The 17,116-nt window shown below is 66.4% G+C and carries 14 protein-coding genes; 7 read left to right on the plus strand and 7 right to left on the minus strand.

Annotated features, from left to right (window positions below; all coding sequences use genetic code 11):
- Positions 1-113 precede the first annotated feature (113 nt).
- Together V3B25_RS16340 and V3B25_RS16345 are read left to right on the plus strand one after the other, a co-directional pair.
- On the plus strand, positions 114-749 hold the full coding sequence (locus V3B25_RS16340; protein WP_005408523.1) for a LysE family transporter: 636 nt from the start codon (positions 114-116) through the stop codon (positions 747-749).
- Positions 750-916: 167 nt separating this feature from the next.
- Positions 917-2,899 (plus strand): S9 family peptidase, encoded by a 1,983-nt coding sequence (locus V3B25_RS16345; protein WP_329811007.1) that lies wholly within the window; start codon positions 917-919, stop codon positions 2,897-2,899.
- A 58-nt stretch (positions 2,900-2,957) separates the two neighbouring features.
- Here V3B25_RS16345 and V3B25_RS16350 read toward each other — a convergent pair whose 3' ends face one another.
- Entirely contained in the window at positions 2,958-4,712 is a 1,755-nt protein-coding gene (locus V3B25_RS16350; RefSeq protein WP_019336990.1) for an oligopeptide:H+ symporter, read from the minus strand.
- A 79-nt stretch (positions 4,713-4,791) separates the two neighbouring features.
- Positions 4,792-5,940, minus strand: coding sequence for a heparan-alpha-glucosaminide N-acetyltransferase domain-containing protein (locus V3B25_RS16355; RefSeq protein WP_201118399.1), 1,149 nt, complete (start codon positions 5,938-5,940; stop codon positions 4,792-4,794).
- A gap of 200 nt (positions 5,941-6,140) precedes the next feature.
- Between V3B25_RS16355 and V3B25_RS16360 the strand changes: the two genes are divergently transcribed.
- From V3B25_RS16360 to V3B25_RS16370, 3 genes are all read left to right on the plus strand, one after another.
- Positions 6,141-8,105 carry an oligopeptide transporter, OPT family gene (locus tag V3B25_RS16360; protein ID WP_032127608.1) on the plus strand — a complete coding sequence of 655 codons (1,965 nt, stop codon included), beginning with the start codon at positions 6,141-6,143 and terminating at the stop codon, positions 8,103-8,105.
- 286 nt (positions 8,106-8,391) lie between these two features.
- Complete coding sequence (locus V3B25_RS16365) at positions 8,392-10,470, plus strand: S9 family peptidase (RefSeq protein WP_329811008.1); 2,079 nt, start codon at positions 8,392-8,394, stop codon at positions 10,468-10,470.
- Between the two features lie 141 nt (positions 10,471-10,611).
- Positions 10,612-11,856, plus strand: coding sequence for a DUF819 family protein (locus V3B25_RS16370; protein ID WP_125893773.1), 1,245 nt, complete (start codon positions 10,612-10,614; stop codon positions 11,854-11,856).
- A gap of 87 nt (positions 11,857-11,943) precedes the next feature.
- Here V3B25_RS16370 and V3B25_RS16375 read toward each other — a convergent pair whose 3' ends face one another.
- The 5 genes from V3B25_RS16375 to V3B25_RS16395 are packed head-to-tail and all read right to left on the minus strand — an operon-like array spanning position 11,944 to position 14,968.
- Positions 11,944-12,423 carry a hypothetical protein gene (locus V3B25_RS16375; protein WP_049422782.1) on the minus strand — a complete coding sequence of 160 codons (480 nt, stop codon included), beginning with the start codon at positions 12,421-12,423 and terminating at the stop codon, positions 11,944-11,946.
- A 46-nt stretch (positions 12,424-12,469) separates the two neighbouring features.
- Positions 12,470-12,730 (minus strand): cell division topological specificity factor MinE, encoded by a 261-nt coding sequence (gene minE / locus V3B25_RS16380; RefSeq protein WP_004148073.1) that lies wholly within the window; start codon positions 12,728-12,730, stop codon positions 12,470-12,472.
- A gap of 2 nt (positions 12,731-12,732) precedes the next feature.
- The gene (minD, locus tag V3B25_RS16385) at positions 12,733-13,542 is read right to left on the minus strand and encodes a septum site-determining protein MinD (RefSeq protein WP_010483375.1); all 810 of its coding nucleotides are present in this window, start codon (positions 13,540-13,542) and stop codon (positions 12,733-12,735) included.
- Positions 13,543-13,577: 35 nt separating this feature from the next.
- Positions 13,578-14,426, minus strand: a complete 849-nt coding sequence (gene minC, locus V3B25_RS16390; protein ID WP_050509775.1) for a septum site-determining protein MinC — start codon at positions 14,424-14,426, stop codon at positions 13,578-13,580.
- The gene (locus V3B25_RS16395; RefSeq protein WP_032127604.1) at positions 14,372-14,968 is read right to left on the minus strand and encodes a GNAT family N-acetyltransferase; all 597 of its coding nucleotides are present in this window, start codon (positions 14,966-14,968) and stop codon (positions 14,372-14,374) included. Before V3B25_RS16395 ends, minC begins: the two co-directional genes overlap by 55 nt.
- A gap of 153 nt (positions 14,969-15,121) precedes the next feature.
- Here V3B25_RS16395 and V3B25_RS16400 point away from each other — a divergent pair, with 153 nt between their 5' ends.
- Entirely contained in the window at positions 15,122-16,324 is a 1,203-nt protein-coding gene (locus V3B25_RS16400; protein ID WP_049461775.1) for a sensor histidine kinase, read from the plus strand.
- On the plus strand, positions 16,324-16,965 hold the full coding sequence (locus V3B25_RS16405; RefSeq protein ID WP_006424175.1) for a response regulator transcription factor: 642 nt from the start codon (positions 16,324-16,326) through the stop codon (positions 16,963-16,965). Before V3B25_RS16400 ends, V3B25_RS16405 begins: the two co-directional genes overlap by 1 nt.
- The last annotated feature ends 151 nt before the right edge of the window (positions 16,966-17,116 follow it).

Genomic DNA, 17,116 nt, shown 5'->3' on the forward strand with positions numbered 1-17,116 from the left:
TTAGGAAGTTTAGCTCGTCTTTTTCATGTTGCGGCGCGACAATGGCGCCCGTTCCGGTGCTGTCCGCCTTCGCGAGGCACCGTCCCCCCAAGCAAGTAAAGGCAGTGAATCCCATGTTCTCGGTCATCTCCGCCAGCACCGGCCTCGGTGCCTGGTTCTCTGGTGCAGCTACCGGCATCGGCCTGTTCGCCGTGGTCGGGGCCCAGAGCGCCTTCATTCTGCGCCAGGGCATCCTGCGCAAGCACATCGTGCCGGTGGTTGCCACCTGTGCGGCCATCGATGCGATCTTCATCTTTGCCAGCGTGGCTGGCCTGCGCACGCTCACTTCGGCGCTGCCGTGGCTGACCACCGCCGTGCTGTGGACGGGTGTGGCGTTCCTGGCCTGGTACGCCATGAAGTCGGCACGCCGTGCGATTGCCGGTGGCGGCGGCATGGGCGAGGCTGACAGCGACGACGGCAGCCGCCGCGCGGTGCTGATGGCTGCGGTCGGCTTCTCGCTGATCAACCCGCACTTCTGGCTGGACATGATGGTGATCGGCTCGATCGCCGAGAACTTCGGCAACGCCCGCATGGCCTTCGCCGCCGGTGTGGTGACTGCCAGCTGCCTGTGGCTGACCGCGCAGGGCCTGGGCGCACGCCTGCTGGCGCCGCTTTTCACCAAGCCCAGTACCTGGCGCGTGCTCGACGGCACCATCGCCGTGATCCTCAGCATCCTGGCCCTTACGTTGGCGGTGCGCGGGGTCCACTGACCCGGCGCACGCCCCCCGAACCCACGTCCTGACTCTCTCTCCAAGGTAGTGGTAACGACGGCACCGGTAACGGTGCCGTCGTTTTTTCTGCCGATGTGGCGCGGCAAACGGTCACGTGCCTAGAATCGTGCATCCGGACAGGGTGTCCGGTTTTCCATGGGGGAAGGATGCGCAGGATTGTGCTGGCTGTACTGTTGGGCGCGGTTGCGGGTGGGGCATCGGCCGCAACGCTGGACCTGGATCGCTATCTGCGGCAGGAGTCGTTTACCGACATCAAGATTTCACCAGGGGGCGAGTACATCGCCGCGACGGTTCCGCTGGAGGCGGGAACCGCATTGGCGATCTACCGCATTGCCGACATGAAAATGGTCGGCAGCTTCCGCCCGCCCCGCAACGATCACGCCCACACCTTCGACTGGGTCAGCAACGAGCGGCTGCTGGTGGGCATGGCACAGAAGCTCGGCGTGCTGGACCGGCCGACGCCGACCGGCGAACTGTTCGGTATCAATGCCAACGGCAAGGGCGGCGAGCTGCTGGTGGGGTACCGGGTTGCCGACCAGAGCCTGGGCACCAACATCAAGGTCAAGCCGGCAGGCCTGGTGGCCGCCTACCTCAGTGATGAGCTCAAGGACGATGACCGCAACGCGCTGGTGACGGTGATCCCGCTGGTCGGCAGTTCGCATGCGCAGGTCGAGCGCCTGGACGTGATCACCGGTCGCCGCAACGCCGTGGCGCGCGCTCCCATTCCCGATGCGGACTTCACGACCGATGAGCAGGGCGAGGTGCGTTTCGCACGCGCTGTCGTTACCGATGGCACGCAGAAGCTCTACTACCGCACGGGCAGCAACAGCGACTGGATCCTGCTCAATGATGAATCCCTGAGCAAGCGCATCGAGGCGCCGCTCGGCTTCTCGGCCGATGGTCGCCTGGCGTACCTGCAGGTCGAGCAGGCAGATGGACCTGATGCCATTGTCAGCTGGGACCCCCAGAGCAATGAACGACGCACCGTGCTGCGCGATGGGAGTGCCGACCCGGCGCGCATCATCCGGCGCCCCGGCAGCCGTGTGCCGGTCGGGGCCCTGTTCCTTGGCAGTGCGCCGCGAACGGCATTCTTCGATGACGCCTCGGACGACGCTCGCCTGTACCGCAGCCTCGAAGCCGGCCTGGGCGGAGCGGTCTACATCACCTCCAGCACGCGCGATGGCAAGACGGTGCTGGTGGAAACCTGGTCAGGCAGCAATCCGGGCGATTTCTATCTCTATGACACGGTTGGCAAGAGTGCACGGCACCTGATCAGCCGCAGTGACTGGATCGACCCCGCGCTGGCGGCGGAGGTGCGTCCGATCAGCCTGACGGCGCGTGATGGGCGTCCGCTGCATGGCTTCCTTACCGTTCCGCATGGCCGCGAGGCCCGTGCGCTGCCGATGGTGGTGGTGCCGCACGGAGGTCCGATCGGTGTCGCCGACCAGGGCGCCTATGACACCGAGACACAGATGCTGGCGGCGGCGGGTTACGCGGTACTGCAGGTGAATTTCCGCGGCTCTTCCGGCTATGGCCGGGCCCACATGCAGGCCGCGCGAAAGCAATGGGGGCTGTCGATGCAGGATGACGTCACCGATGCCACGCGCTGGGCGATCGAACAGGGCGTGGCCGACAAGAACCGCATCTGCATCTATGGGGCCAGTTACGGTGCCTATGCGGCGATGATGGGGGCGGTGCGCGAACCGGGCATGTACCAGTGCGCGGCCGGCTACGTCGGCATCTACGACCTGCCGTTGATGTACGCCCGCGGAGACATCCAGAGCGATGAGTCAGGCCTGGCCTACCTGCGGAACTGGCTGGGATCGCCCAAGGATCTGGCAGAGCGTTCCCCGGTGAATCTGGCCGCGCAGGTGCGGGTGCCGGTATTCCTGGCCGCGGGTGGCCAGGATCAACGTGCGCCGATCGTGCACAGCGAACGCATGGAAGCTGCGTTGAAGAAGGCCGGCACGCCGGTGGAAACCCTGTACGTCAAGAATGAAGGGCATGGTTTCTATTCCCCTGCCAACCAACGTGCGTACTACAGCAGGTTGCTGGCCTTCCTCTCGCGCAGCCTGGGGGGCCAGGTGGCCGGGCAGGCCGCACCTGCGGAGAAGAGCAGCGCGCCCTGAACAAGCCGGGGGCGGCGGATGATCGATCCGCCGCCCCCGGAGTTCGCCTGCATCGGGCTTACTTGACCCCGTGCATCATCTTCTTCAGCAGCGGCGCGGCGATGAAGGCGGCCAGCGCACAGCCCAGGCCGATCCACATCAGCAGCCAGAACAGGTGCGCATAGGCACCGGCCGCGGCCACCATGTCCAGCGATTCGCCTTCGGGCACTTCGATCGCGGCCAGCTTGCCGAACAGCGCGGCCAGTGTTTCCGAGAACGCGGTGGCCAGGAACCAGGTGCCCATCATCAGGCTCATCACCCGCGGCACGGCCAACTGGGTCACCGCCGACAGGCCGACCGGCGACAGGCACATCTCACCGCTGGCCAGCAGGAAGTAGGCCAGCACCAGCCACCACACGCTGGCCATCTCGCCAGTGGCGCCAACCTGTTGCGCGGCCAGCGCCAGCGGCACGAACGAGAGCGCGCCGATCACCAGGCCCCAGGCCGACTTCACCGGCTTGCCCGGCTCCCAGCCGCGGCGGTCCATCCAGGTCCACAGTGCGGCGAAGGCCGGCGCCAGCAGCACCAGGAACAGGCCGCCGAGGTAGGTCAGCGAGCCGGCGGTCTGCGGAATCACCAGGCAGTCGCGCACCAGCAGCACCAGCATCAGAACGACGATGGCGGCGAAGAACGTGCGCGGCGCGGCCGAACCCGGGCGCCGCTCGGACAGGCGCGCGCTGACCACGAAGCCCAGCGGTGCCAGCAGCAGCGAGATGATCGACCACGGCAACGGGGTACCGCCGGTGATCACCAGCGAGGGCACGATGTCCTTGGTCAGCAGGCGGTCGGTGAAGGTCACCCACGAGCCGTACGACTGCTCGTACATCGTGAAGAACACCAGCGCCATGAAGATCAGCACCATCAGCGCGATCATCTGCTGGCGCTGCACCGGCGTGCACTTGCTGCCGGTGAACCAGGCAAACCAGACCAGCACGCCACCCAGCACCACCAGCATCAGCATCAGCGCCAGGCTGATTTCACCGCCCAGCGCGAACGCGCCGTTGCCGGCCGCCCACATCAGCCACGCTACCGGCAGCACACCGAGCACCGCGCACAGATAGATGAGCCATTCGCGCGGCAGGCCCAGCACCTTCTGCTTCAGCGCAGCGGGTTGCGGCGGCTCGGCGTGGCCCTGCAGGTACTTCTGGCCCCACAGGAACATCGCCAGGCCGGCCAGCATGCCGATACCGGCTGCACCGAAACCGTACTTCCAGCCATAGGCCTCGCCGAGGAAACCGCACACCAGCGAGGAGAACAGCGCGCCCAGGTTGATGCCGGCGTAGAACAGCGAGAAGCCCGAATCACGGCGCGGATCGTCCTTGGCGTACAGCTTGCCGACGATGGTGGAGATGTTCGGCTTGAGGAAGCCGACGCCCATGATGATCAGCGCCAGCGACAGGTAGGTCACCGCCAGTGCCGAGGTGTCGCGCACCACTTCGCCGTTCACCCGATACGCGGCGTGGCCTTCGAAGGCCATGCCGAGGTGGCCGAGCACCAGCAGGATGCCGCCGAACAGCACCGCCCGGCGCATGCCCAGCCAGCGGTCGGCCAGCATGCCGCCGAACACCGGGATGCAGTACACCAGGCCGCCATAGGCACCGAGCAGGTCCAGGCCGGCCTTGTCGCCGAACAGGTGGTACTTGGTCAGGTACAGCAGCAGCAACGCCTTCATGCCATAGAAGGAGAAGCGCTCCCACATTTCGGTGAAGAAGCAGACGTAGACGCCCTTGGGATGGCCCAGGAAGTCGTCGGAAGCGATAGCGGTGGAATTCATCGCGGAATTATAGGCCTGTGGCCCGATCCGCTTTCAGTAGAGCCACGCCATGCGTGGATTGCCGGACTGGCCTGGGCGATCACAGGTACCGCAGCCACGCCAGATCGCGCCTTCGTGCCTTGAACCGCGCGAACGCCCGCGTCGGCGGGTACAGCACCACCGCCAGCGCACAGGCCACCAGCAGCAGGCCGGCCACAGAATCCAGTGCGTACAGATCACCGTGTGTCGGCCCCCAGATCGCCAGCGCGGCCAGGTACAGCCCCTTCAGCACATACAGGTGCAGCAGGTAGAAGAACATCGGCGCGGCGCCGACATCGGCCAGCGGGCGCAGCGCACGCGCCAGTGGCGGCCATTCGTACAGGCGCAGCAGCAACAATCCCACGCCCAGGGTCAACAGCAGGAACTGCAGCGACGGCGGGTACTTGGTGATGTTGAACACGCTCATCCAGGTGCGCAGCGTGCTGGTCTGGTACTGCCACGGTGCATCCCCGTACTGGTTGGCGAACCGCAGCAGGGCGAACAGGGCCAGCGCGCCGACGCCTGCGCACAGCAGCCAGCGCTGCCGCTGCTCCGGTGCGCGCTCGCGGGCGAACCACGGTCCCATCAGGTAACCCAGCGCGATCACCCCGATCCACGGCAGCACCGGATAGGAGCTGCGCAGGCGCAGCGCCCCCGCGTCGATCCAGTCGCGCTGGTGCAGCACCTTCCACAGTACTGCCAGCGCGCCATTGCCTTCCACGCGCACGCCGTCGAGCAGGTTATGGCCGGCCACCAGCGCAACTGCCAGCACCAGCAAGGCCGGGCGTGGCAGCCACAGCAGGCCGGCCAGCGCGATCATGCTCAGGCCGATGGCCCAGATCACCTGCAGGTACAACGTGTCCGGCGGCAACTGGAAGGTCCAGGCGAAGTTCACCAGGGTCAGTTCCAGCACCACCAGGAACAGGCCGCGCTTGAGCAGGAACGCGGCGGTGGCGCGGCGCGGGTCAGCCTGGCGCTGGCCGTACAGCCAGGCCGACAGACCAGTGAGCAGCACGAATACCGGGGCGCACAGATGCGCCAGCAGACGGCAGGCGAACAGCGCAGGGGAGACCGTCGCTGCGTCCATCGGGTCGCTTACCTGATGCTGCAGGAAGAAGGTCTCGCGCACGTGGTCCAGCAACATCAACAGCATCACGGTGCCGCGCAGCTGGTCGATGGAGGCCAGGCGAGAGGAGGGGGAAGGGGGCATGCGATGCAGTAACAGCAAGGTAGCATTAAGATATAACATATCATTTGCTCTGCGCCCAGCCGGACTTTGCCGGGTCGGTCGATTGCCGGTCCACGTACTGGCCCATTGCGCTGCAGCACACGCCCCCATCCTTTGGCACGCTGGACTTGATCTGCCCTGAACGCTAGCGTGGCAGGGATTTTTTGCCAGCAGGGGCTTCCATGAACCACGACGCTGCGCCCAAGCAGCTCACCTTCCGCGCAGTGGCCCTGGCCATCGTGCTGGCGGTGGTGCTGTCGGCCGCAAACGCCTACCTCGGTCTGTTCGCAGGCCTGACCATCGCCACCGCCATTCCCGCCGCGGTGATTTCCATGGGCGTGCTGCGCCTGCTGGGCGGTGGCTCCATCCTTGAAAACAACATCGTGCAGACCGGCGCCTCGGCCGGTTCGTCGATCGCCGCCGGTGTGATCTTCACCATCCCGGCGCTGGTGATCATGGGCTACTGGCCGGACTTCAAGTACTGGTGGGTGCTGGGCATCGCCGGCCTCGGTGGCCTGCTGGGCGTGCTGTTCTCGGTGCCGCTGCGCCGTTCGATGATCGTTGAAGACCCGCTTCCGTTCCCGGAAGGCAAGGCTGCGGCCGAAGTGCTCAAGGCCGGTGAGAACCCGGGCCCGGGCCTGAAGATCCTCGGCCTGTCGGCAGTCATCGGTGCCTTCGTCAAACTGGCTGCGGAAAGCGGCATGCGCCTGATTCCCGATGCCTGGGCCACCTCGGCCTATGTCGGCAGTTCCAAGGTCACCGCCTTCATCGGCACCAACCTGTCGCCGGCTCTGCTGGGCGTGGGCTACATCGTCGGCCTCAACGTCGGCATCGTGGTCGTGTCTGGCTCGATCCTGACCTGGCACATCGCCATCCCGATCTACCAGGCGTTCTTCATGAACACCGATCCGGCACTGGCCGCGTCGGTCGCCACGGCATCCTCCACCGAGGCGGCGTTCGCCATCTGGGGCGCGAAGATGCGTTACCTGGGTGTCGGCGCAATGCTGATCGGCGGCATCTGGACCCTGATCTCGCTGCGCAAGTCGCTGCTCAATGGCGTCAAGAGCGGCTTTGCCGCCGCCCGCAAGAGCGGTGGCCCGGTGCTGGCGCACACCGAGCGTGACCTGCCGATGAAGTGGATGCTGGTGGCCCTGGTGGTCTTCGTGCTGCCGCTGCTGGCCCTGTACCAGGCCATCGTCGGCCAGTGGCACGTGTCGATCCCGATGACCATCATCATGATCGTTGCCGGCTTCCTGTTCGTGTCGGTCTCGGCCTACCTGGCCGGCTTGATCGGTTCGTCCAACAACCCGGTGTCGGGCATCACCATCTCCACCATCCTGTTCGCCTCGGCCGTGCTGGTGGTGCTGCTGGGCGCCGATGGCCTCAAGCCGGTCGGTGCCGGCGGTGCGCCGCTGGGCGCGGTGGCGGCGATCATGATCGGCGCGGTGGTGTGCTGCGCCGCGGCGGTCGGTGGTGACAACCTGCAGGACCTCAAGGCCGGTTACATCGTGGGTGCCACCCCGTGGAAGCAGCAGCTGATGCTGGGCATCGGTGCGTTCTCGTGCGCGCTGATCATGGCCCCGGTGCTGAACCTGCTGGCCACCGCCTACGGCATCGGCGTGAAGTCCGAGCTGCACCCGAACGCGCTGGCTGCGCCGCAGGCCAACCTGATGGCCTCGGTGGCCAAGGGCCTGTTCGGTGGCGAACTGCCGTGGACCTTCATCGGCATCGGTGCCGTGGTCGGTGCCGCCATCATCGCCTTCGACAGCTGGCTGAAGTCGCGCAACGCACGCTTCCGCGTGCCGGTGCTGGCCGCCGCCATCGGCATCTACCTGCCGCTGGAGCTGATGGTGCCGATCTTCCTCGGCGGCCTGATCGCCCACCTGGTCGAGCGCTTCCACAAGGTGCGCGCCGATGACGAAGAAGGCCGCGACCGCGTGCACAAGCCGGGTGTGCTGTTCGCTGCGGGCCTGATCACCGGTGAGGCACTGATGGGCATCGCCATCGCGATTCCGATCGTGGTCAGCAGCCGCGCCGACGTGCTGGCCGTGCCGTTCCACCTGCCGGGCGCGCAGTGGATCGGCCTGGCCGTGCTGTTCCTGGTGGGCTGGCTGATTTACCGCACCGGCAAGTACACCAAGGCGTAAGGGACGGGTAGTGGCGGGGGGGGGGGGGGGGCGGCCCGCGGCGGGGGGGGAACCAGCGATGGGGGCGCGCGGCCCGGCGGGGGCCGCGCGCCGGGCCCGCAGCGCCGGACCCGGGGTGCCCCCGGGGGGCGCCCCCCCCCCCCCCCCACTACCGCAAACCGCGCTACGGCGCGGTTTTCTTTTTCTGGCGGCGGGGCCAACCCCGCGGGCAGCCATGACCGATGGCCTTGGCAGCCCCGGCCGCACGGGCCTACCATCGGTTTTTTGCCGTCCTGCGGAGACCCCGATGAAACTGCGTCATGCCCTGCTGCCACTGAGCCTGCTGGCTGCCCTGCCCAGCGTTGCCGCTGCCCGTGGCCTGGAAGTCCGCGATATGGTGGCCATGGACCGCGTCTCCGCGCCGGTACTGACCACGGACGGTGGCACTGTGGTGTTCGCCAAGCGCAGCGTGGACGCCAACCTGAAGGCCTCCACCGCGCTGTTCGTGCGCAACCTGCGCACCCGCGATGCGGCACCGCCGAAGCAGATCACCCCGGCCGGCTGGAGCGTCAATTCCGCGTCGCTGTCGGCCGATGGCCAGACCGTCTACTTCCTCAGCGCCAGGAACGGCAGCCAGCAGCTGTACGCGCAGCCGATCAACGGCGGCACCCCGCGCCAGCTGACCGACTTCCCGGTGGACGTTGACAGCTACCACGTGTCACCGCAGGACGACCGCGTGCTGTTCAGTGCCGGCGTGTTCCAGGCCTGTGCCTCGGATCTGGCATGCACCGAGAAGAAGCTGAAGGAAAAGAAGGACGCCAAGGCCAGCGGCCAGGTGTGGGATTCGCTGTTCGTGCGCCACTGGGATACCTGGAACGACGGCCGCCGCAACACCCTGTTCGTGGCACCGCTGCCGGCAGGCAAGGCCGGGGCGGTCAAGGGCGCCTCGGCGCTGAGCGCGACCATCGACGGCGATGCACCGTCCAAGCCGTTCGGTGGCAATGACGATTTCGCGTGGTCGCCGGATGGCGCCAGCGTGGTGGCCAGCATCCGCGTGGCCGGCAAGCAGGAGCCGTGGTCGACCAACTTCGACCTGTACCGCTTCGACGCTGCGGGCAAGCAGGCGCCGGTCAACCTGACCGCCTCCAATCCGGCCTGGGATGCCGGCCCGGTGTTCAGTGCCGACGGCAAGACCCTGTTCTACCGTGCGATGAAGCGCCCGGGCTTCGAGGCCGACCGTTTCGGCCTGATGGCGATGGACCTGGCCAGCGGCAAGAGCCGTGAGATCGCGCCGCAATGGGATCGCTCGGCGGGCGGCATCACCCTGTCCGCGGATGGCAGCAGCATCTACACCACTGCCGATGACCTCGGCGAGCACCCGCTGTTCCAGATCGACGTGGCCAGCGGCAAGGCCACCAAGCTGATCGGCGACGGCAGCGTGACCTCGGTGGACGTGGCCGGCACCAGCGTGGCGATCACCCGCAACAGCCTGAAGAGCAACGACCAGGTGCTGGTCGGCCTGCTGCCGGCCGCCGGCGAAGCCATCGGCGAGCTGCGCGCGCTGACCCCGGCCGCTGGCGACGTGCTCAAGGACGTCAGCTTCGGTGACTACGAACAGTTCGAGTTCAAGGGCTGGAACAACGACACCGTGCACGGCTATGTGGTCAAGCCGCACAACTACCAGGAAGGCAAGTCGTACCCGGTCGCGTTCCTGATCCACGGTGGCCCGCAGGGCAGCTTCGGCAATGGCTGGAGCTACCGCTGGAATCCGCAGACCTATGCGGGCCAGGGCTACGCCGTGGTGATGATCGACTTCCACGGCTCCACCGGCTATGGCCAGGCCTTCACCGATGCGATCAGCCAGCACTGGGGCGACCGCCCGCTGGAAGACCTGCAGAAGGGCTGGGATGCGGCGTTGAAGAAGTATTCCTTCCTCAACGGTGACAAGGCCTGTGCGCTGGGCGCCAGCTACGGCGGCTTCATGGTCAACTGGATCGCCGGCAACTGGAACGGCCCGTTCAAGTGCCTGGTCAACCATGACGGCGTGTTCGACCAGCGCATGATGGGCTACGCCACCGAAGAACTGTGGTTCACCGAGTGGGAGCAGGGCGGTACGCCATACCAGAAGGCGGCGAACTACGAGAAGTTCAACCCGGTCAACCACGTGGCGGACTGGAAGAAGCCGATCCTGGTCATCCACGGCCAGCAGGACTTCCGTATTCCGGTCGAGCAGGGCCTGGCCGCGTTCACTGCTGCCCAGCGCCAGGGCATCGAATCGAAGTTCCTGTACTTCCCGGATGAAAACCACTGGGTGCTGAAGCCGAACAACAGCATCCTGTGGCATGACACCGTCAATGCCTGGCTGAAGCAGCACATCGGCAACTGATGACTGCAGCGCCGCCCTTCGGGGCGGCGCTTTTGTTTCGCCATCTGCTGTACCGGTGGGTGCCGACCGTTGGTCGGCACACCTTCCTGATCTGCCGCCAACAGCAGCCGGCCAGCGGCCGGCTCTACCCAGAGCGCCTGCATGCCCTCGACCGCCCTGATCCAGAACGACATCGTCGTCTTCGGTTTGATCGCCGCCACCCTGGGCGCCGTGTTCTGGACTGCCTCGCGCGAGCAGGGCCTGTGGAAACGCTTCTACACGTTCGTGCCGGCACTGCTGCTGTGCTACCTGATTCCCGGCATCTACAACACCGTCGGCCTGATCGACGGCCAGAACACCAAGCTCTACAACCCGATCGCACGCGACATCCTGCTGCCGGCAGCGTTGATCCTGCTGACCCTGGCGGTGGACATCAAAGGCATCCTGCGGCTCGGCCCGAAGCTGGTGCTGATGTACCTGGGGGCGTCCGCCAGCATCATGCTGGGTGCGGTGGTGGCTTTCCTGGTGATGCGCGCGCTGCATCCGGAAACGGTGGCCGGTGACACCTGGGCCGGCATGGCCGCACTGGCCGGCAGCTGGATCGGCGGCGGTGCCAACATGCTGGCGATGCGCGAAGTGTTCGACGTCAACGCCACCACGTTCGGCCAGTTCGCGGTGGTCGATGTCGGTGTCGGTTACGTGTGGATGGCCGCGCTGATCTTCCTGGCCGGGCGCGCAGCGAAGATCGACGCGCGCAGCGGTGCCGACACGTCGGCCATCGATGAGCTGAAGGAGCGCATCGCGCGCTTCCAGGCCGAGCACGAGCGTATTCCCAGCCTCACCGACCTGATGCTGATCGTGGCGGTGGCCTTCGGCGGCGTGGGTCTGTCACACGCGATCGGTGCGCCGCTGGCGGCATGGTTCAAGGCCAATGTCAGCTGGGCCTCGCAGTTCAGCCTGGATGCGCCGTTCGTGTGGGTGGTGGTGCTGTCGACCACGCTGGGCCTGAGCCTGAGCTTCACCCGTGCACGCACGCTGGAAGGTGCGGGCGCCTCGCGGCTGGGTTCGCTGCTGCTGTACTTCCTGATTGCCTGCATCGGCATGCAGATGGATCTGCTGGCGCTGCTGGACCGCCCGTGGCTGTTCCTGCTCGGCCTGATCTGGATTGCCGTGCACATCGCGCTGCTGTGGTGCCTGGGCAAGCTGCTGAAAGTGCCGTTCTTCTATTTCGCGATCGGTTCGCAGTCGAACATCGGTGGCCCGGCTTCGGCGCCGGTGGTGGCTGCAGCGTTCCATCCGGCCCTGGCGCCGGTGGGCGTGTTGCTGGGCACGATGGGCTACGCCACCGGCACCTACCTGGCCTACATCGTCGGCATTACCCTGCGCGCGCTGGCAGGGCAGGGCTGATGGGGTAGTGCCGGCCGCTGGCCGGCAACCAGGTAATGCTGCACGGGTTCATGAGGTTGCCGGCCAACGGCCGGCATTACCGATGCGTTACGCCACCGGCAATCCGCGTTCGATCAACCACGCCTTCGCGTCTTCGGCATCCTGCTCGAACCACGCCTGTGTCGACCCCAGCCGATACGTATACCCCCAGGCATCCATGTCGGCCATCAACCGCGCACTGCCAACGCCAGGCAGCTGCCCGGCCAGCACGATCTGCAGGTAGCAGGTGGCATCTTCCTCGGCCACCGAGTCGGTGGCGTCGGTATGCACCTGCGCACGCCGCTCCGGCGGCAGCACGATCAGATGGCAGGCTTCGTGCAGCATCGAGTGCACGGGCGTGTCATCGCGCACGTACACGTTGCTGGCGATGATGCCGGCCTCGGGCTCGCCCCAGTAGCTGCCGGGAATCGGTTCACCGGCCGCGACGTGGTGCAGCTGCAGGCCATGCGCGGCGAGCAGGCACTGCGCATCAGCGAAGGCGATGTCGCCCACGCAGGTGATGTCCACGGCGGTTGTTGTATCGGTCATGCGGGTCAGGCAGCCCCGCCCGTGCAGGCACGGGCGGGGCAGAGCTTCAGGGTTTGTCCGGGCCTTCAGGCAGCGCCACGGAGATGTCCAGCACATCGTGCTGGCCATCCTTCACCAGGTCGACCTTCACTGCATCGACGTCGATGTTCACGTACTTCTTGATCACTTCCAGCAGCTCGCGCTGCAGCAGCGGCAGGTAATCGGGGCCGCCGCGGTTGCTGCGCTCCTGCGCGATGATGATCTGCAGGCGGTTCTTGGCGGTTTCGGCGGTGGTCTTCTTCGCTTTGAGGAAATCAAACAGGCCCATGCTTACCCTCCGAACAGCTTGCTGAAGAAGCCCTTCTTCTCGACGTTGGTGAAGCGCATCGGGCGTTCTTCGCCGAGGATGCGCGCGACGGCGTCGTCGTAGGCCTGGCCGGCTGCGGACTCGACATCCAGGATGACCGGCTCGCCCTTGTTGGAGGCGTTGAGCACGTCACCCGACTCGGGGATCACGCCGATCGCCTTCAGGCCGAGCACTTCCTCGACGTCGGCGATGCTGAGCATCTCGCCGCTTTCCACGCGCAGCGGGGTGTAGCGGGTCAGCAGCAGGAAGGCCGGCACGTCCTGGCCGGACTCGGCCTTGTGGGTCTTCGAGTCGAGCAGGCCGATGATGCGGTCCGAGTCGCGCACCGACGACACTTCCGGGTTCACCACCACCACGGCACGGTCGGCGAAGTACATCGCCAGGAAGGCGCCCTTCTCGATGCCGGCCGGGGAGTCGCAGATGATGTAGTCGAAGCCGTCGGCGGCCAGGTCCTTCAGGACCTTGCCCACGCCTTCCTGGGTCAGTGCGTCCTTGTCGCGGGTCTGCGAGGCGGCCAGCACGTACAGGTTCTCGAAGCGCTTGTCCTTGATCAGGGCCTGCTTGAGGGTCGCTTCGCCGTGCACGACGTTGACGAAGTCGTACACCACGCGGCGTTCGCAGCCCATGATCAGGTCGAGGTTGCGCAGGCCGACGTCGAAGTCGATCACCGCCACCTTCTTGCCGCGCCGTGCCAGGCCGCAGGCCAGGCTCGCGCTGGAAGTGGTCTTGCCGACGCCGCCCTTGCCGGAGGTGACTACGATGATTTCAGCCAAAGGACTTCTCCTGATGATTCTGTTTGGGTGCTGCGTCAGTCCAGCGCAGCGATCTTGATCTGGTCCTGTTCCAGCCACACCTGCACGGCCTTGCCGCGCAGGGAGTCCGGGACATCGTCCAGTACCTTGTAGTGGCCTGCAATGGCGACCAGTTCCGCATGGAAATCACGGCAGAAGATGCGTGCCGCGGTGTTGCCCTGTGCCCCTGCCAGCGCGCGGCCGCGCAGGGTGCCGTAGATGTGGATGCTGCCATCGGCGATGACCTCGGCGCCGGCGCCGACGGTGGCCATCACGGTCAGGTCGCAGTTTTCAGCGTACAGCTGCTGGCCCGAACGCACGTTGCCCAGCTGCATGCGGCCCGGCTGCGGTGCGGCGGCGTCGGCAACCTTGGCCACCGGCGTGGCCGGTGCCGGCTTCGGTTCGGCACGGGCTGCGCGACGCGGTTCCGGCGCGGGCGGCGGCGGCGGGGCCGGCTCGGCCTCGGCACGCTCGTACTGGGCGCGGAACTTGGCCAGCAGTGGCAGCCCGAGCTGCTGCGAGAGCAGGTCGACCGCGCTGGTGCCATAGGCCAGCGCCACCGGCAGCACGCCGGCACTGCGCAGGCCATCGACCAGCGCCTGCGCGGTGGCCACGTCCGGCACCTGGCTCAGGCCGCCGAAGTCGAGGATCACCGCGGCGCGGCCGAACAGTTTCGGCGCACGGGTGACGCGTTCGCGCATTTCCTGCACGAGGCGTTCGACATCAAGGGTACGGATGCGCAGGTTGGCGATGCCCACCTGGCCGATCTTCAGTTCACCGGCCTGTTCGTAATCGAAATTCACCGCCACGCTCAGGTCCCCGTCGGCCGCTGTGCCTGCGCCGGCAGATGCCGGGCACGTGTCCATGCCACATCCGGCAGCTTGCCGCCGTAGGTCTCCTGGACCCACGGGTAGCTGCACAGTTCCTTGGCCAGCATGCTGGCGCGCACGTCGACCTGCGGCATGGTGTTCTGGCCCAGCTCGCGGAAGCCGAAGCTGCCGTGGAAGAGCAGGGCGGCATCGGCGCCATGGTCGAGGAAGACTTCGCAGGTCATCTGCGGGTAGCGCAGCTCGGCAAAGCTCTGCGCGTCGGCATAGAACGCACGGCCGACGCCACCGCCACGACGGCGGCTGGCGACCACGATGCGGTCGATATAGAAGAACGGGGTGTCCAGCTGCTGCTTGAACCAGGCGAAGTTGCTGCTGTCGTGCTGGCTGTCGCTGCCGAAGCCGATCAGGAAGCCGGCCAGGTTGCCGTCGCGCTCGGCGACGCGGAAATACTCAGCGGTTTCATAGAACAGGCGCAGGCGGGCCGCATCCAGGGGAAGGATGGCCAGGCCAGCATTGTTGTTCAAAGCCAGGACGGAATCGAGCTCGTGCTCGCGCACGTCGCGGATGACAATCGACATTGTGACTCCGTGGGGTAACGCGGTTGGTCCGTCAAATTGGACCCTGCGCACGATTATTGCATGCCCGGGGTGGGCTGCGGCATGAACAGGGGACCTCGGATGCATGACTTCCGTGGGAGTGCGCGACGCGGGCCGGGCCCGTAGAGTGCTGGCATGTTGGGAGTCCTCAGCCATACCCGCGTCCTCCGTCTGGCCGGCCTGTTTACCTGGGTCATGGTCGGCCTGCCACTGGCGTACTCGCAATTCGAGAACCTGCACAGCCGCAGCGATATGGGCAGCTGGGCGATCCTGTTGTTCGTCGCCTACCTGTCCTTCGGCGCCGCGTACTACTGGCTGACCCGCCTCCTGCGCAGTGACAGCGACAGTCACACCACCTGGCTGGACCGCGGCCTGCTGCTGCTGCTGACGGTTTCGGCGCTGGGCGTCAGTTTCCTCAGTGGTTCGGGCCTGGGCAGCATCCTGATGATGGTGGCTGCCGGCGTCATTCCGTGGATGCTGTCGGCGCGTCTGTGCGTGCTGTGGCTGCTGGTCAGCCAGCTGGCGGTGGCCCCGGTCTATTACATACTGCTGAACTTCCCGCTGTTCGAAGCCGTGATGCAATCGCTGCTGTATGGCGGCTTTTCCATGTTCATCTTCGTGACCAGCCTTGTCGCGAGACAGCAGACCCAGGCCCGCGACGAGCAGCGCAGGCTCAATTCGGAGCTGCGTGCCACTCGTGCCCTGCTGGCCGAAAGCGCTCGCGTCAACGAGCGAACCCGCATTTCGCGTGAGCTGCACGATCTTCTGGGGCATCAGCTGACCGCACTGACCCTGAACCTCGAAGTGGCCGGTCACCTGGCCGAGGGCCAGGCGCTGGACCATGTGAAGCGCTCGCATGCCTTGGCCAAGCTGCTGCTGGGCAATGTGCGTGAGGTGGTCAGCCAGCTGCGCGAGACCGGCGCCATCGATCTGGCGGCGGCGCTGCGCCCGCTGACCGAGAACGTGCCCTCGCTGGACATCCAGCTGGAGATCGAGGATCCGCTGAACGTGGAGGACCCGCAGCGGGCCCACGTGCTGCTGCGCTGTACCCAGGAGATCATCACCAACGCGGTGCGCCATGCCGGCGCCCGCCACCTGTGGATCAAGGTGTACCGTGAAGCCCCCGACCGGGTGGTGGTGGAGGCCCGCGACGACGGCGTCGGCGCGGATATGGTCAATGTGGGCAATGGCTTGCGCGGCATGCGCGAGCGCCTGCAACAATGTGGTGGCCAGCTGCAGGTCGAAACCCGTCCCGGTGAAGGCTTCCGGCTGCGGGCGACGGTGCCGGCAACGGTGCTGGTGGCCGCCCTTACCAAGGTTCCTGAAGGAGTGCGTTGATGATTCGCGTCTGCCTGGTCGACGACCAAACCCTGGTGCGGCAGGGAATCCGCTCCCTGCTGGCGCTCGACGACGGTATCGAGGTGGTGGCCGAGGCCGGCGATGGCCGGCAGGCGGTCGAACTGATACCGCAGGTGCGCCCGGACGTGGTGCTGATGGACATGCGCATGCCGGTGATGTCCGGGCTGGAGGCGCTGCAGGTGCTGTCGCGCCAGGAGCAGCTGCCACCGACCATCATCCTCACCACCTTCGACGACGACCAGCTGGTGCTGGCCGGGCTCAAGGCCGGAGCCAAGGGCTACCTGCTCAAGGACGTGACCCTGGCGCAGCTGGTCGGTGCCATCCGCACCGTGGCCGACGGCGGTTCGCTGGTGCAGCCGGCCGTGACCCAGCGCCTGCTGTCCGGCCTGGAGCACATGCGCAACGAGTTCGTCAGCCTGGACCGCCCGGACCCGTTGACCGACCGCGAGACCGAGATCCTGCGCCTGATGGCCAGTGGCTTCTCCAACAAGGAGATCGCCAACTCGCTGGGTGTGGCCGAAGGCACCATCAAAAACCACGTGTCCAACATCCTGTCCAAGCTGGGCGTGCGCGACCGTACGCGCGCCGTACTGAAGGCGTTCGAACTCCAGCTGGTCTGAGGAAAACCTTTTCAGGACAATGACTTGAGGTCCAGTCATGGCCCTCGGGTGGGGTTGCCCCCTACTTCACGGGTATCGGTATGCGGTACCCTTCGAATTCTTTGTCCATACAAATACGCAGCCGGCAGGGAAACCGGTGCGCCAATCCCGA

Source organism: Stenotrophomonas sp. SMYL8 (assembly GCF_036320065.1).
In the GTDB taxonomy this organism is placed as follows: Bacteria; Pseudomonadota; Gammaproteobacteria; order Xanthomonadales; family Xanthomonadaceae; genus Stenotrophomonas; species Stenotrophomonas maltophilia_A.

Bases quoted from the DNA above. Each gene is read 5' to 3' on its own strand.
- V3B25_RS16340 (WP_005408523.1), top strand. From the start codon at position 114: ATGTTCTCGGTCATCTCCGCCAGCACCGGCCTCGGTGCCTGGTTCTCT.
- minC (WP_050509775.1), bottom strand. From the start codon at position 14,426: ATGGACACGTGCCCGGCATCTGCCGGCGCAGGCACAGCGGCCGACGGG.
- V3B25_RS16345 (WP_329811007.1), top strand. From the start codon at position 917: ATGCGCAGGATTGTGCTGGCTGTACTGTTGGGCGCGGTTGCGGGTGGG.
- V3B25_RS16375 (WP_049422782.1), bottom strand. From the start codon at position 12,423: ATGACCGATACAACAACCGCCGTGGACATCACCTGCGTGGGCGACATC.
- V3B25_RS16405 (WP_006424175.1), top strand. From the start codon at position 16,324: ATGATTCGCGTCTGCCTGGTCGACGACCAAACCCTGGTGCGGCAGGGA.
- V3B25_RS16400 (WP_049461775.1), top strand. From the start codon at position 15,122: ATGTTGGGAGTCCTCAGCCATACCCGCGTCCTCCGTCTGGCCGGCCTG.
- minE (WP_004148073.1), bottom strand. From the start codon at position 12,730: ATGGGCCTGTTTGATTTCCTCAAAGCGAAGAAGACCACCGCCGAAACC.
- V3B25_RS16360 (WP_032127608.1), top strand. From the start codon at position 6,141: ATGAACCACGACGCTGCGCCCAAGCAGCTCACCTTCCGCGCAGTGGCC.
- V3B25_RS16395 (WP_032127604.1), bottom strand. From the start codon at position 14,968: ATGTCGATTGTCATCCGCGACGTGCGCGAGCACGAGCTCGATTCCGTC.
- V3B25_RS16365 (WP_329811008.1), top strand. From the start codon at position 8,392: ATGAAACTGCGTCATGCCCTGCTGCCACTGAGCCTGCTGGCTGCCCTG.
- V3B25_RS16370 (WP_125893773.1), top strand. From the start codon at position 10,612: ATGCCCTCGACCGCCCTGATCCAGAACGACATCGTCGTCTTCGGTTTG.
- V3B25_RS16355 (WP_201118399.1), bottom strand. From the start codon at position 5,940: ATGCCCCCTTCCCCCTCCTCTCGCCTGGCCTCCATCGACCAGCTGCGC.
- V3B25_RS16350 (WP_019336990.1), bottom strand. From the start codon at position 4,712: ATGAATTCCACCGCTATCGCTTCCGACGACTTCCTGGGCCATCCCAAG.